Annotated in this window: 14 protein-coding genes; 6 read left to right on the top strand and 8 right to left on the bottom strand. The window is 59.2% G+C overall.

The window, feature by feature from the left end:
- Positions 1-61: 61 nt before the first annotated feature.
- Together rph and AFK24_RS02705 are read left to right on the top strand one after the other, a co-directional pair.
- The gene (gene rph, locus AFK24_RS02710; protein WP_065831780.1) at positions 62-784 is read left to right on the top strand and encodes a ribonuclease PH; all 723 of its coding nucleotides are present in this window, start codon (positions 62-64) and stop codon (positions 782-784) included.
- Positions 785-807: 23 nt separating this feature from the next.
- Positions 808-1,176 carry a DUF4870 domain-containing protein gene (locus AFK24_RS02705; RefSeq protein WP_065831779.1) on the top strand — a complete coding sequence of 123 codons (369 nt, stop codon included), beginning with the start codon at positions 808-810 and terminating at the stop codon, positions 1,174-1,176.
- A gap of 54 nt (positions 1,177-1,230) precedes the next feature.
- On the opposite strand, the gene AFK24_RS02700 is transcribed toward AFK24_RS02705, so the two are convergent.
- From AFK24_RS02700 to AFK24_RS02680, 5 genes are all read right to left on the bottom strand, one after another.
- Complete coding sequence (locus AFK24_RS02700; RefSeq protein ID WP_065831778.1) at positions 1,231-1,971, bottom strand: penicillin-binding protein activator LpoB; 741 nt, start codon at positions 1,969-1,971, stop codon at positions 1,231-1,233.
- 3 nt (positions 1,972-1,974) lie between these two features.
- Positions 1,975-2,565 carry a penicillin-binding protein activator LpoB gene (lpoB, locus tag AFK24_RS02695; protein WP_065831777.1) on the bottom strand — a complete coding sequence of 197 codons (591 nt, stop codon included), beginning with the start codon at positions 2,563-2,565 and terminating at the stop codon, positions 1,975-1,977.
- A 38-nt stretch (positions 2,566-2,603) separates the two neighbouring features.
- Positions 2,604-2,975, bottom strand: coding sequence for a YcfL family protein (locus tag AFK24_RS02690; RefSeq protein WP_065831776.1), 372 nt, complete (start codon positions 2,973-2,975; stop codon positions 2,604-2,606).
- Positions 2,976-2,988: 13 nt separating this feature from the next.
- Positions 2,989-4,386, bottom strand: coding sequence for a COG3014 family protein (locus AFK24_RS02685; protein WP_065831775.1), 1,398 nt, complete (start codon positions 4,384-4,386; stop codon positions 2,989-2,991).
- A 692-nt stretch (positions 4,387-5,078) separates the two neighbouring features.
- Complete coding sequence (locus tag AFK24_RS02680; protein WP_139110438.1) at positions 5,079-5,558, bottom strand: hypothetical protein; 480 nt, start codon at positions 5,556-5,558, stop codon at positions 5,079-5,081.
- Between the two features lie 256 nt (positions 5,559-5,814).
- On the opposite strand from AFK24_RS02680, the gene AFK24_RS02675 reads away from it, so the two are divergent.
- Both AFK24_RS02675 and AFK24_RS02670 read left to right on the top strand, forming a co-directional pair.
- Entirely contained in the window at positions 5,815-7,710 is a 1,896-nt protein-coding gene (locus AFK24_RS02675) for a cytochrome c/FTR1 family iron permease (protein ID WP_065831773.1), read from the top strand.
- Positions 7,711-7,854: 144 nt separating this feature from the next.
- Complete coding sequence (locus AFK24_RS02670) at positions 7,855-8,304, top strand: YaiI/YqxD family protein (RefSeq protein ID WP_065831772.1); 450 nt, start codon at positions 7,855-7,857, stop codon at positions 8,302-8,304.
- A 113-nt stretch (positions 8,305-8,417) separates the two neighbouring features.
- On the opposite strand, the gene elbB is transcribed toward AFK24_RS02670, so the two are convergent.
- Together elbB and AFK24_RS02660 are read right to left on the bottom strand one after the other, a co-directional pair.
- Positions 8,418-9,080 carry an isoprenoid biosynthesis glyoxalase ElbB gene (elbB, locus tag AFK24_RS02665; protein WP_065831771.1) on the bottom strand — a complete coding sequence of 221 codons (663 nt, stop codon included), beginning with the start codon at positions 9,078-9,080 and terminating at the stop codon, positions 8,418-8,420.
- Positions 9,081-9,296: 216 nt separating this feature from the next.
- Entirely contained in the window at positions 9,297-9,947 is a 651-nt protein-coding gene (locus AFK24_RS02660) for a DedA family protein (RefSeq protein WP_240500325.1), read from the bottom strand.
- 216 nt (positions 9,948-10,163) lie between these two features.
- Here AFK24_RS02660 and hemB point away from each other — a divergent pair, with 216 nt between their 5' ends.
- Both hemB and ppk1 read left to right on the top strand, forming a co-directional pair.
- Positions 10,164-11,174 carry a porphobilinogen synthase gene (gene hemB / locus AFK24_RS02655; protein ID WP_020293308.1) on the top strand — a complete coding sequence of 337 codons (1,011 nt, stop codon included), beginning with the start codon at positions 10,164-10,166 and terminating at the stop codon, positions 11,172-11,174.
- A gap of 16 nt (positions 11,175-11,190) precedes the next feature.
- On the top strand, positions 11,191-13,404 hold the full coding sequence (gene ppk1 / locus AFK24_RS02650; protein ID WP_065831769.1) for a polyphosphate kinase 1: 2,214 nt from the start codon (positions 11,191-11,193) through the stop codon (positions 13,402-13,404).
- On the opposite strand, the gene ppx is transcribed toward ppk1, so the two are convergent.
- A complete protein-coding gene (gene ppx, locus AFK24_RS02645; protein ID WP_065831768.1) occupies positions 13,391-14,893 on the bottom strand; it encodes an exopolyphosphatase in 1,503 nt (500 codons plus the stop codon). The two genes, ppk1 and ppx, sit on opposite strands and share 14 nt — an antisense overlap.
- Between the last annotated feature and the right edge of the window lie 268 nt (positions 14,894-15,161).

Genomic DNA, 15,161 nt, shown 5'->3' with positions numbered 1-15,161 from the left:
CAGTCTCGACTGTCGCCTCTATAATGCTCGGCAGTTTTCCGTCTTAGTACAGGTATTCCCAATGAAACGTCCAAGTGGTCGCGCCGCCGATCAGCTCCGCTCGATCCGCATCACCCGCAACTACACCAAACACGCCGAGGGTTCTGTACTGGTCGAGTTTGGTGATACCAAAGTGATTTGCACCGTCAGCGTCGAGAGCGGCGTACCGCGCTTCCTCAAAGGTCAGGGCCAGGGTTGGTTGACCGCTGAATACGGCATGCTGCCGCGCGCTACCGGCGAGCGTAACCAGCGTGAAGCCAGTCGCGGCAAGCAAGGCGGCCGCACGCTGGAAATCCAGCGTCTGATCGGTCGTTCGCTGCGCGCGGCGTTGGACATGTCCAAGCTGGGCGACGTGACCCTCTATGTCGATTGCGATGTCATCCAGGCTGACGGCGGCACGCGCACAGCGTCCATCACCGGCGCCATGGTTGCCCTGGCCGATGCCTTGAAAGTCATCAAGAAGCGTGGCGGCCTCAAAGGCGGCGACCCACTCAAGCAAATGATCGCCGCCGTTTCGGTGGGCATGTATCAGGGCGAGCCTGTGCTCGACCTGGACTATCTTGAAGATTCCGCAGCCGAGACTGACCTCAACGTGGTCATGACCAGCGCAGGCGGTTTCATTGAAGTCCAGGGCACCGCTGAAGGCGCGCCGTTCCAGCCGGAAGAGCTGAACGCGATGCTGGCTCTGGCTCAGAAAGGCATGGCTGAATTGTTCGCGCTGCAAACCGCTGCATTGGCCGACTGATCGGCAAACCCGAGGGATCGCACATGAGTGACAGCCAGCTACCGCTTCCGAAACCCAGCTCAGAGATTCGCCAGTGGGCGATGTTCTGTCACTTTGCCGCGTTCTTCGGCTTGATCTTCCCGTTCGGCAACCTCTTGGGGCCGCTGATTATCTGGCAGATCAAGAAAGAAGCCGATCCGTTCATCGATGCCCAGGGCAAGGAAGCGCTGAACTTTCAGATCACCGTTTCCATCGCCGTCATGATCTGCATGCTGCTCATGGTGGTGATCATCGGCTTCCCGCTGATGGCCCTGGTGGGTATCGGCGCGCTGGTCCTGACCATTATTGGCGGTTTGAAAGCCAACGACGGTCTGGCCTATCGCTATCCGTTCACCTGGCGCCTGATCAAGTAATGATCAAATGCGCCCATTTGCATGGGCGCATTGTTCGCCAATCGATAGCCTGAATCAGCGCAGAATTCGCGGCGCTTCATCGCGCGGCAGATTGTTTTGCGGCATTGGCTGATCGGTGTACTCCACTTCGCCACGCAGTTGCTCACGCAACTGGCGGGCGACGTCCATGCCAATCGACTTGGACACATCCCGCACGACCCGACCGCGATTGGGCGTGACCTTGATATCCCGACCGTTCACCAGCTTGGTGTCCTGACCTTCGCCCATGGCTGTGAAGGCCGAGGTGATTTCAAAGGTGCGCGTGTTGATCAGGCTGAAGTCGCTGACCAGCGTCAGACCCAGCACCGCAGAATGGCTATCAGTGTTGGCCAGCTCGTTGATGTCCTGGCGAAAGTCGATATCCGACACCGTGCCGAACAACACGTAGTCCGCGCCCTTGAAGTTACCGTTCTTGATGCGCTTGATGACGTCGTAGACGTCTTCCTTGGACTTGGCCGTGTAAGGCGTGCCCTGCACCAGCTGGAACATGCCGGACTTGAGAATCTCGCCCTTGATGTCGCCGCTGAATTTGCGCAGCTCGCCTTGCTCGATGTAGCTGTAACGCTCTTCGTATTCGTTGTAACTGGCCGATCCGCTGGCGCTGTAGGCATTGATGCGCACGTTGCTCTGCGCCGAAACCGTGTGGATGTAATGCTCCACACGCTCCTGGAATGCCATGTCCGTCACTGCGATTTTCGGCGCAGCCTGAACGCCAAAGGCGCACATCAGGCCGACGATGCCCATCCATGCACGCATTGCTTAGCGCTCCGTGGTTTTGCGGATTTCTTTCTCGTCCATCCACTCAGCCAGACCGCTTTCAACGTCGATCAACTGCAGGCTGAATTTGTAGAACACGTCCTTGTAATCGCTGCTGCGCTTGACGATGGAGCTGATCGAGCCTTCCAGACGGTACTTGGCGGCGATCATGTTGCCGGTCTTGTTGACCGTCGATTGCTTGTACAGGCCGCTCTGGTTCTGCAGCTTGAGCTGATCAACCTGGCTCTGCATCTGGGTGTTGTCACTGGCGAAACGGGCGGTACCGGATTTCATCAGCTGGGTCTTGATCGACGTGGTGATCTCGCGGGTATCGATGTACTCGCTGGTCTTGTTCTTCACGTCATAGACCTGAACCACCGGGCGGCCTTGCAGGATGCCGGACTGCGCCAGGGAGCGGGTCATGGACTCGGCGATCATCTGCAAATCGGTCGAGCCGAATTCGTTGGTCACGGTTTCCACAGCCTTGGTATCGCCGTAGTTGATGCTCTTGCTGCCCAGGGACGGGGAGTTGTTGGCGCAACCGGTGGCCAGCAGGGCGACGGCGGCGATGGAGCAAAGACGAATCGACAACATGCGAGAGTTCTCTTCAACTGAACAAAATAAGGGGTGGATCAAGGCGTTTTCACTTCGAGGCGAAAATCAGTCGCCTTCGGCACCGGCGCAATGGCAGGCAGGAAACTGGTCTGCGAACCGTACAGCGTCAGGCTTTTCCAGCCCTCGGCATCGGCAACCGGGAATCCGTCGTTGCCCAGCCAGGCGAAGCGGTAATACATCTGTTTGTTGCGGCTGCTGGTGTTGCTGAGCTGCACGTTGACGGTCAGAAAACCGTTTTCGCGGGCCACACGCATGGCGCCCACTTCGATGTTCTTCATGTCACCCATGGCGACAACTTTGCTCGCGGCACTGCCGGGAGCGGGAGGCGGCGGGGTCGCGCATCCGGCGAGCAGGGCCAGCGCCAGCACGCCGAAAATCTTGATACGCATGGAGTGTCTCCGATCAGGGTTGTTTGGTAGTGGCCACAGCTTGTGGCAGGGACGACGGCACGACATTGGCGGCCAGCCCGTCAGCGAAAACCTGATTGCCGATGGCGCGCAAGGCGATCACCTGATAACGCTGATCGACCTTGACCTGCACATGAGTGCCGCCCGTGGACGAAGGCAATATCACTTGATGGACGCCTTGCGGCAGACGCAGACGCGCGACCAGCGTGTTGTCCGGCAAGGTGCGCCAGGTGCGGGTGTCGGCGCCTTCAGTGATGGCCGACGCAATGCCCACGGCCAGACCGGCCAGCGGATTCACGTCGTTGAGCTGCTTCTGCGCCACGCCGCGAGTGATCGCGCGGACCGTGGTGCGCAAAATGATGCCCGGCATGTCGTCACGCAGGGCGCGGCGCGACATGTCGGTGGTGCTGTTGAGCTTGGTCAGGTTGACCTGCTGGCCGTCGAGACCGATCTGCGAGAACACAGCGGTCGAGGTGTCCGGCTTGATCACCGGGAACGACAGCGGCGTGATCACCAGATTGCCACTGATCGGCAACGGCAGCGGGATGCGCACTGAGTCGCGCGCCGGGGCAAAGCCGCTTTGCACCACGATCAGGACTTCACTGTAGCCGTCCTTGCTTTGCGCATCGTCGAGTTTGAGCAGGGCTTCCTTGAGCAGCGGCGTGTTCGGACGCAACTCGGCAGCCTTGCGATAACCCGGCGCGGCCAGACCTTTTTCGCCCAGCGCTTCATAAACGAAGCCCGACAGGTAATGGCTGAACGCACTCTGGTAGCTGTTTTTCAGGCCGACGACTTCCGGCGCATCCAGGGACGCAACCGGATAGCCCTTCAGGTCGGTGAATTCGGTCTTCACGCCCTTGCTTTCGGCTTCCTGCTCACTCTTGAGGTATTCCTTGTCGCGCAAGTCGGCGATCACGGCTTCACGCTCGTGAGTCTTCTTGATCTCGGTCCGCGCGCCTTCGAAGTCGTTTTTTGCCAGCAGGTTCAGCGCCATTTGCGTGGTCAGCATGACCTTTTCGTAGTCATAGCCTTCGTAACGACGGACCTTGTCGTTGACCAGAAAACTGCCGAACTGGGCCAGGTACTTGTCGGTGTCGAGCTTGACCGACTCTTCCCACTTGTAGACCACCAGATCGGCGGCGCGCCATGCGGTCTGGCTGCCAGCGAGGTCGCCCTTGGCACGCAGCAACTCACCCTTCTCGAAGTAATAGAGCAGGTCTTTGTCGGCGCTGGTGTTGTTCTTCTCAAGAATGACCAACGCCCCATCAACGTTACCGCTGACCAGGTTCTGGTTGGTTTCCTTGAGTTCATTGTCGTAGCTGCGAAAGGCGGAACAGCCCGCCAATTGGACGGCAGCAATCAGCGTAAGCGCGGTCAAGGCACGAGATGACATAGAGCGTTCAATCCCTGAAATTCGATAGCAGGCCGAAGGCGTCGCGCTATTCAAGTCCGTTTGAATGAGCAGTTGCACTGCTCGATGGGCCTTCTTCCGCGTGCTGAAAAGCTGTCGGCGAAAAGAGAGGGCGCGGGATTGTAAACGCTGAAGTAGCGATTTGACATCCATGTTGTGTGACCACAGTTACAAATTCTGCAATAAGTTCCATTTCTCGTGCCGAGACATGATCAGCGGTAGCCCGCCGCGAGCGGTCGCCGGAACACGAATGGTATCCATCGTCTGAAACAGGTGAAACCAGACGTTTCTGAATCGGATGTAGGGCAAAGACCATCTTCCAGTCAGCCAAGACTGAAGCTTCTGTCCACTCGGTATTCAGGCTTGCCCGGGGCATATCACGGCCATATTCTCCGCCTGCTGACGATTCAGCACCGGGTTTGGCGATCCGAATTAGAGCGTTCACAATGTGCGAGCATTTCAAAATCAGGTCGTTGCTGGCTTGGTTTCGTTATGGCGGTTGTGTGTGGGAGACCTTCGGGTCTGCCGGATTTGCTCTTCTGCCGGTTCGCCAACCTGCACACAACGACCACCCTTTTCGTTTGGCGCATTGGCGCAACGAGCCGTGGATCAGATTACGAGACATGCCCAGCGTCTTGCTCGATGAACCCCGGCAACGCCGCTGGAACCTGCGCTCATGGCTTACTTCCCCGTCGACGTAAATTCGTTGTCGAGGTCGGCCGGCGACCGGGTTTCATCGGCTGGTCGCCGGTATCTATCGCCGGGTTCTGGTCTTCCATGGATTTGAGCAGCGCGTCGCGTTCGGCCTTGCGGCAAATCCGGCACCAATCCCCGGCGCGGGTCTGGCTCAGGCTTTGTTCCCAGGTATGACCTTCGCGGCATTGCCAGGGCAGTTTGACCAACGAGTTGCTGTAGTGGGTCGCCAGGCATTTACCGCCCCGCTCCTGCGCGTGTTTACGGGCATCGTCCAGGGACAGTGAGCGCGTCTGGTGGCAGCACAGACGGCACCAGTTGCCGCGATTGCCGAACAGCGCTGGGGCCGACCATTCGTGGCCGAATTCACAGCGATAGTGATGAATTTTTTCGTCCCCGTTGAAGCTTTCGCTAAGCAATACGACGCTTGATCTGGGGGACGGCGATGGCAAATTGTTCATCTGCAGGTCTCTGCTCGCGCTGACGAGAAGGCGCGAAAAGTGTCGCGACAGATTATTCAAAGGTCGGCTGAAAAAAGGAGTCAGAAAAAGCCGCAAATGACGTAGGACGCGTTTCGGCCTCAAGGAAGCAATTGCTTACAGCGCCCTCTTTCATCCTGATTTCGCAATATTCAGTAACAAACTTCGGCCAAAGCCTTGAGAAGCGGCCCCTGTAAGTGAACAATGTAATACCACGCATTCTTATTGAGATTCACTGATGCCCTTGCGCTCCCGTTTTCTGGCCTGGTTGATGCTGCCCGTGTTGACCGTCTGCAGTTTCAACCTGTTGGCCGACGCTACCGATGGCGCAGCGCAGGCGTTGCATTTACTCGATTACATTGGCGCGGACTACCCGGCTACCGTGGCCGGCGGCAAAGTTGTCGATGCGTCCGAGTATCGCGAACAAGTTGAGTTCCTGGGGGTTTTGCAGGGCCTTGTAGCTGCCTTGCCGCAACGGGCCGAGCGTGGCGAGCTTGAGAAGGGCGTCGCCAGCCTGGCCGATGCGGTGGCCAGGAAACAGGACGGCGCAGCGGTTGCGCGTCAGGCGCGGCAACTGGGCGCAAGACTGGCGGTAGCTTATGAAGTGAGCCAGGCGCCGGTGATTACTCCGGACCCGGCACGTGGCGCGCCGCTGTACGCACAGCACTGTTCGGTGTGCCATGGCGACGCAGGTGCCGGAGATGGTCCGGCCGGGATCGGTCTGGAGCCGCCACCGGCCAATCTGCGCGATGCGGCACGTCTTGATCGCCTGAGCCTTTACGACATCTACAACACATTGGGCCTTGGCGTTTCGGGGACCGATATGCCGGCCTTCGCCGATCAGCTCGACGACCGCCAGCGTTGGGACGTGGCGACGTACATCGCCGGTTTCAGCGCCCAGCCAGTTACGGCGCCGGGCAAGACTTACAACCTCGCCGATCTGGCGCGCCAGACACCGGCCGAAGTCGGCGCTGCCGAAGGCGCGCCAGCCGCCGCAACCTTCCGCGCCCAGCGTGCTCAGCCGCCGCAGGTTCAGCGTGGTCCGGCGCAGTTGCTCGATTACACCGGCCAGACTCTGGACAAGAGCCTCGCGGCGTATCGCGCAGGCGATCATGAACAGGCTTACGATTTGTCGGTAGCAGCGTATCTGGAGGGCTTTGAGCTGGTCGAAAGTTCGCTGGATAACGTCGATGCCAACGTGCGCAAGGACACGGAAAAAGCCCTGATGGCTTACCGTCAGTCGTTGCAGGACGGCTTGCCAGCGGCGCAGGCCGAGCAGAAGTTGGAGTTCGCCAAAGGCAAGCTCAAGGAATCGGCGGGTTTGCTGGGCAGCGATGGCTTGAGCACGTCCCTGAGCTACATTTCCGGTCTGTTGATTCTGCTGCGAGAAGGCCTGGAAGCGATTCTGGTGCTGGCGGCGATTCTTGCATTCCTGCGCAATACCGGCCAGGAATCGGCGGTACGCAGCGTCAATATCGGTTGGGCGCTGGCGTTGCTGGCCGGGCTCGGCACCTGGGCGCTGGCGGCGTACGTGATTGACGTCAGCGGCGCCCAGCGCGAATTACTCGAAGGCGCGACGGCGCTGTTCGCCAGCGTGATGGTGTTGTGGCTCGGCGTGTGGATGCATGACCGTCGCCACGCCGCAGCCTGGCAGGATTACATCAAGAGCAGCCTGGTGGGCGGCGGCGGGCGCTTCGGTTTTGCGATCCTGGCGTTCTTTTCGGTTTATCGCGAACTGTTCGAAGTGATCCTGTTTTACGAAACCCTGTGGTTGCAGGCCGGTCCCGCCGGTCACAACGCGGTATTGGCCGGTGGCGCAACGGCGCTGGTATTGCTGATTGGTCTGGCGTGGATCATCCTGCGCGGCTCGGCGAAATTGCCATTGGCGCTGTTCTTCGGCATCAACGCGGCGTTGCTTTGCGCACTTTCGGTCGTGTTCGCCGGACATGGCGTCAAAGCGCTGCAAGAAGCCGGCATTTTCGGCACGCGGCCGGTGCCGTTCTTTGAATTCGACTGGCTGGGGATTCATGCCGACGCTTACTCGCTGAGCGCCCAACTCATTGCCCTGATCGCGATTGCAGTGTTGTATGGCCGCAGCTGGATGGCGCAGAAGCGCCGGCCGCAGGTGGCGTAAAACTTGTGGGAGCGAGCTTACTTGCGAAGGCGGTGTTTCAGGCACTAAAGATTTGCGCCGGACTTGCCTGCCTTTTCGCGAGCAAGGTGGATCGCCACCCCGGTCGCTCCCACGTGAATCAACAACTGCTGACAGGAACCCCCCATGCGCGTCTGGATCGATGCTGATGCTTGCCCCAAGCCAGCCAAGGATCAAGTCATCAAGTTCGCCTTGAAGCGTCAATTCGAGGTAGTGCTGGTGGCCGGGCAGAGTCAGATCAAACCGACATACAGCCTCGTCAAATTGATCGTGGTGCCCAGCGGGCCGGATGCGGCGGATGATTATCTGGTCGAGCATGCGGTGCCCGGTGAGTTGGTGATTTGCAGCGATGTGCCATTGGCCGATCGTCTGGTCAAGAAAGGCGTCGCCGCCCTGGATCCGCGTGGCAAGGAGTTTGACGCGCAGAACATGGGCGACCGGCTGGCGGTGCGCAACCTGTTCACTGATCTGCGCGATCAAGGGCAAATGGGCGGTGGCCCGCCACCGTATGGCGACCGGGAAAAACAGGCGTTCGCCAATTCGCTGGATCGGATTTTGACTCGGCTGACGCGTTGATGGCCTGGGATCTTCCGTTGGAGCGAGGCTTGCCCGCGAAGACCTCATCTCAGCCGACGAATGTGGCGACCCGAATTACGATTCGCGGGCAAGCCTCGCTCCAACGTGTTTGATCACTCCTCCTGCGTCAACTCCAGCACCCGATCCACCAGCTTGTTGATCCCCGACGCCGCCTCGCCGATGGATTTAGCGACCATATAAGCCGGGGTGCTGACCAGTTTGCGCGCAGTGTCTTCGACGATGTCGGTGACTTCACAGTCCCGGTGTTCGCCCTTCATTCTGGTGATGGCTTCAGCCGTTTCGGCATCGTTGCCGATGGTGCAGGTCACGCCGGGGCCGTAGATTTTTGCCGCCAGCGCCGGGGAAATGCAGATCAGCCCGACAGGCTTGCCCGCTTCAGCGAAGGCTTCTGCCAGCGCCAGGACTTCAGCCTGGACTTTGCAGTCGGCACCCGCCGTGGCGAAGTTCGACAGGTTCTTGGCCGCGCCGAAACCACCGGGAATGATCAGCGCATCGAATTGCGTCACGTCTGCTTCACGGATGTCTTCGATGGCGCCACGAGCGATACGCGCCGACTCGACCAGCACGTTGCGGGTTTCGGGCATTTCTTCACCGGTCAGGTGATTGATCACGTGATGCTGCGCGATATTCGGCGCAAAGCACTGCACGAGCGCGCCGCGCTGGTCGAGGCGCAGCAGCGTGAGGACGCTTTCATGAATTTCCGCGCCGTCATAGACGCCACAGCCGGACAGAATCACGGCAACTTTCTTTTGCATGCCAGGCACTCCCTATGGTCAACGGCTCATGAACTTGCCTGCTCGGAACCTTGAATACGTGGTTCATAACTATAGCGAGGAGTTCAGTGCTTGTGACAAGGGCGGGCGGCAGGGATTCAATCAGTGGCAGAAGGCGCGGGTGCAGCGCAGGGGTCTGGAGCGATGTTCATGCTTTCGTGTGCGCAATACGTTGGTGCAGTGCGCACACGAGAACATTTATTCGTCAGCGGTTTTCTTGATCTCGACCGTGACTTCGGCGGGCATGTCGGTGGCCAGGGGCTGGATCAGCTTGGCGGCAGCTTCTTCCCTGGCGATGCGCGCGTTCTTGATCCGCCTGCGGATCCAGAGTGCGACGCCGATCAGTAGCAGCGCGCCCAGCACCCAGAGTTCGTAGCGTTTGACGTTGCCTAGCAAGCCTTCCAGCACCGCACCGAAGTGATAGGCCGCGGCGCCCAACGCAGCGGCCCAGACCGCAGCACCAATACCGTTGAGCAACAGATAACGCCCCGGCGGATAACCGGACAGGCCAATCGCCACCGGCATGACCGTACGCAAACCATAGACGAAGCGAAAGCTCAGGACCCAGATATCCGGGTGCCTGCGAATATGCTCCAGCGCCTTGTCGCCCATCAGTTGCCATCGGGGCTTGCGCGCCAGCAATTTGCGGCCGTGCTTGCGCCCCATGAAATACCAGAGCTGATCACCGGCGTAGCTCCCGAAGAACGCTACGACCACGACCAGGTTGATGTCCATGTATCCGCGGAACGCAAGAAATCCGGCAAGAACCAAAATGGTCTCGCCTTCAAAGAAGGTGCCGAGAAAGAGGGCAAAGTAACCAAATTCCTGCAAGAAATGTTGGAGCATTATCTGGATGCTGGCGAAATGAACGCGCAGCCTAACTCGCCCAAGACATTCAGGAAAGTAGGGATATGTGTCTCGACGTTAAACTTTCCTGCAAGGACAATGTTCAAGGCCCGCCTGCGGCCTCAAGTCGCATGTTGACCCACGACCGTCACACATTGGTCATAATGGCGGCTTATAACTGTCACGCTTGCCCGTGTATGCGGGCTCAGGAGTCTCGCCGTGAGCTTTACCCCCGCTAATCGCCTGTTTCCTCTCACTCGCCTGCGCCGCAATCGTCGCGACGATTTTTCTCGTCGGCTGGTCCGCGAAAATGTTTTGACCGTCGATGACCTGATCCTCCCCGTTTTTGTACTCGATGGTGAAAACCGTCGTGAAACCATCGCATCGATGCCTGGCGTCGAGCGTCTGAGTATCGACCTGCTGCTTGAAGAAGCGCAGAACTGGGTCGCGCTGGGGATTCCGGCGCTGGCGCTGTTTCCGGTCACGCCGCCTGAAAAGAAATCCCTGGACGGCGCCGAAGCCTGGAATCCGGACGGCATCGCCCAGCGCGCCACACGGGCCTTGCGTGACCGTTTCCCTGAGCTGGGCGTCATCACTGACGTAGCGCTCGATCCGTTCACGACCCACGGTCAGGACGGCATCCTCGACGAAAACGGCTATGTGCAGAACGACATCACTGTCGATGCGCTGGTCAAGCAAGCGTTGTCCCATGCCGATGCGGGTGCACAGGTTGTGGCACCTTCCGACATGATGGACGGTCGAATTCAGGCTATCCGCGAAGCACTGGAACTGGCGGATCACGTCAATGTGCGGATCATGGCTTATTCAGCCAAGTACGCCAGCGCGTATTACGGACCGTTCCGCGATGCGGTGGGTTCGTCGTTGAATCTGGGCAAGGCCAACAAGTCGTCCTATCAAATGGACCCGGCCAACAGCAACGAAGCGCTGCACGAAGTGGCCGCCGACCTGGCTGAAGGCGCGGACATGGTGATGGTCAAGCCGGGCATGCCTTATCTGGACATCCTTTACCGGGTCAAGGATGAGTTCAAGGTGCCGACCTTTGTGTATCAGGTCAGTGGCGAGTACGCGATGCACATGGCTGCCATCCAGAATGGCTGGCTCAGTGAAGGGGTGATTCTGGAATCCCTCACGGCTTTCAAACGCGCAGGTGCTGACGGCATCCTCACCTATTTCGCCGTCCGTGCTGCTCAACTGTTAAAAGGGCAATAACTTCACAGGATCACACATGAATACCGAAGGACTCACCGAAGCCACTGTAGATGTCACTGTTCCAGAGGCTCTGCCCGTGGTCGAGCCAAGCATCGAGGTCGTACCGGCGGTGGTCGAAGCGCCACAACCGGCGATACCGGCCCTTGTCGTGCCTAACCTGGACGACAGCAGCCTGTATATCCACCGCGAGCTGTCGCAGTTGCAGTTCAACATTCGCGTGTTGGAGCAGGCGCTGGATGAATCCTATCCATTGCTGGAGCGGCTGAAATTCCTGCTGATCTTTTCCAGCAACCTCGATGAGTTCTTCGAAATTCGTGTCGCCGGCCTCAAGAAGCAGATCACCTTTGCTCGCGAACAGGCTGGCGCTGACGGTCTGCAACCGCATCAGGCCCTGGCCCGCATCAGCGAGCTGGTGCATGGGCACGTAGATCGTCAGTACGCGATCCTCAATGACATTCTGTTGCCGGAACTGGAAAAACATCAGGTCCGCTTCATTCGTCGTCGTCACTGGAACACCAAGATCAAGGCCTGGGTTCGTCGCTATTTCCGCGATGAAATCGCGCCGATCATCACACCTATCGGCCTCGATCCGACGCACCCGTTCCCGTTGCTGGTCAACAAGAGCCTGAACTTCATCGTCGAGCTCGAAGGCATCGACGCCTTTGGTCGCGATTCGGGTCTGGCGATTATTCCGGCGCCGCGTCTGTTGCCGCGCGTCATCAAGGTGCCGGAAGACGTCGGCGGCAGCGGCGACAACTTCGTGTTCCTGTCTTCGATGATCCATGCCCACGCGGACGATCTGTTCCAGGGCATGAAGGTCAAGGGCTGCTATCAGTTCCGCCTGACCCGCAACGCCGATCTGGCGCTGGACTCCGAGGACGTCGAAGACCTGGCTCGCGCCCTGCGCGGCGAGCTGTTCTCCCGTCGTTACGGCGATGCCGTGCGCCTGGAAGTGGCCGACACCTGCCCGAAACATCTGTCCGATTACCTGCTCAAGCAGTTCAACCTGGCTGAATCCGAGTTGTATCAGGTCAATGGCCCGGTGAACCTGACGCGTCTGTTCAGCATTACCGGTCTGGACAGCCATCCCGAGCTGCAATACCTGCCGTTCACGCCAGCGATTCCCAAGCTGCTGCAGAACAGCGAGAACATTTTCAACGTGATCAGCAAGCAGGACATTCTGCTGCTGCACCCATTCGAGTCCTTTACGCCAGTGGTCGACCTGCTGCGTCAGGCCGCCAAAGACCCGCATGTACTGGCCGTGCGCCAGACGCTGTATCGCAGCGGGGCGAATTCCGAGATTGTCGATGCGCTGGTGGATTCAGCCCGCAACGGCAAGGAAGTCACCGTGGTCATCGAGCTGCGGGCGCGCTTCGACGAGGAGTCCAACCTGCAACTGGCCAGCCGTCTGCAGGCAGCGGGCGCGGTGGTGATCTATGGCGTGGTCGGTTTCAAGACCCACGCCAAGATGATGCTGATCCTGCGCCGCGAGGCCGGCGAGATCGTGCGTTACGCGCATTTGGGTACGGGTAACTACCACGCCGGCAACGCGCGTCTGTACACCGACTACAGCCTGCTGACTTCCGACGACGCCTTGTGTGAAGACGTCGGCAAGTTGTTCAGCCAGTTGATCGGCATGGGCAAGACCTTGCGCATGAAGAAGTTGCTGCACGCGCCGTTTACGCTGAAGAAGGGCATGCTCGACATGATTGCCCGGGAAACCCAGTTCGCCGTTGAAGGCAAACCGGCACACATCATTGCCAAGTTCAACTCGCTGACCGATCCGAAGATCATCCGCGCGCTGTACAAGGCCAGCCAGTCCGGGGTGCGTATCGACTTGGTAGTGCGCGGCATGTGCTGCCTGCGTCCGGGCATTGTCGGCGTGTCACATAACATTCAGGTGCGCTCGATCATCGGTCGCTTCCTGGAGCACACGCGGGTGTTCTACTTCCTCAATGGCGGCGAAGAACAGATGTTCCTGTCCAGCGCCGACTGGATGGAGCGCAACCTCGACAAGCGCGTCGAGACTTGCTTCCCGGTGGAAGGCAAGAAGTTGATCCTGCGGGTGAAGAAGGAACTGGAGTCTTATCTGACCGACAACACCCACAGCTGGCTGTTGCAGTCTGACGGGCGTTACGTGCGCAGCTCGCCGACCGGCAACCAGAACGCTCGCAGCGCCCAGGCGACCCTGCTGGAGCGCCTGAGCAACCCGGTCCTCAGCGTACGCTGAAGTCGATGCCGACCCGGGTCAGCCACTCCGCTTCCAGCGCGAAGTCGGCCTGGGTCAGCTGGTTGTTTTCCAGCCAGCCGTCCGGGAACAGTACATCCAGCTTCTGGCCGTTGGCATTGAGCACCACTTGCGGCATCTCTTGGGTTCCGCGAATGTGGTGGAACAGAATCGCAAAGCGCAGCAGCACGCACAGGCGAATCAGCTTGATGCCTTCATCGCCGAAATCGGCGAATTTGTCCTTGGGAATGTTCCGACGATGACCGCGCACCAGCAGCGCGAGCATTTGCTGGTCTTCGCGTGAGAAACCGGCGAGGTCGGAGTGCTCGATCAGGTAAGCGCCGTGCTTGTGGTAGTGATAGTGGGCGATATCCAGCCCGACTTCATGCACCTTGGCGGCCCAACTGAGCAGCTCTTTGTAGATGTCGTCTTCCAGATCCCAGGCCTTGGCGACCTGCTCAAGCGCGTGCAGCGCTTTGCGCTCGACACGGGCGGCCTGTTCCAGATCGACGTGATAACGCTCCATCAGCGAGCTCAGCGTGCGTTCACGCACGTCTTCGTGATGATGGCGGCCCATGAGGTCATACAACACGCCTTCACGCAGCGCGCCTTCGCAGTGATCCATACGCTTGAGTTCCAGCGCATCGAAGATGGCTTCGAGAATCGCCAGGCCCGCCGGGAAAATAGCCCGGCGATCAGGCTTGATGCCTTCGAAGTCGATTTTGTCCACATCGCCCAGTTTGAAAATCTTGCGTTTGAGCCAGGCCAGACCTTCGGCATTGACCTCGCCAGCACCATGGCCGTTCGCCTTGAGCGCCAGACCGATAGCGCGAATGGTGCCGGATGAGCCGATCGCTTCATCCCACTTCAGCCGATGCAGCGCGTGCTCGATGCTCATGATTTCCAGACGCGCGGCGGTGTAGGCCTGAGCGTAGCGGGCCGGGGTGATCTTGCCGTCCTTGAAGTAACGCTGGGTAAAACTCACGCAGCCCATTTGCAGGCTTTCGCGCAGCAGCGGTTCGAAGCGCTGGCCGATGATGAATTCGGTGCTGCCGCCGCCGATGTCGGCAACCAGCCGTTTGCCCGGCGTATCGGCCAAGGTATGGGAAACCCCAAGATAGATCAGGCGCGCTTCTTCACGACCGGAAATCACCTCGACCGGATGACCCAGGATCTCTTCGGCACGCCGAATGAATTCGCCACGATTGCGCGCTTCGCGCAGAGCGTTGGTGCCGACGATCCGCACCGCGCCCAGCGGCAAGCCGTTGATCAGCTGCGCGAAACGCTTGAGGCAGTCGAGACCGCGCTGCATGGACTCTTCGGTAAGCTGCCGCGCTTCGTCGATCCCGGCCGCCAGCTGAACCTTTTCACCCAAGCGTTCCAGAATACGGATTTCGCCCATATTGGCTTTGGCGACAACCATGTGAAAGCTGTTCGAGCCCAGGTCTATGGCGGCGATCAGGGAAAGATTCGTGGCTGTGGATTGCGGCATAGTCAGAAAGTCTCGGTCGATAACCGCGTCATCGTGCCACGATCCATCCCTGCCGCCAACGCGAAGCTTTCAAGATGGCTATTTGCCTGCAAAATCAATGGCCCAAATCAATCTAAACACCAAAACTTGTAGGAGGGGACTCGTCCCCAAAGGCAATCCATCAGGCAACGGTAATTTCAAAATACCGCGCTGTTCGACCTATCGCGTTTCGGGGACAAGTCCCCTCCTACCGATTGAGTTCACCTCTCAACCCATCGGCAAACTTGTC

It is taken from the genome of Pseudomonas syringae, from assembly GCF_001698815.1.
Taxonomy (GTDB): Bacteria; Pseudomonadota; Gammaproteobacteria; order Pseudomonadales; family Pseudomonadaceae; genus Aquipseudomonas; species Aquipseudomonas syringae_A.
Note: the sequence above shows the minus strand (reverse complement) of the source record. Positions and strands in the feature narration are given on the sequence as shown.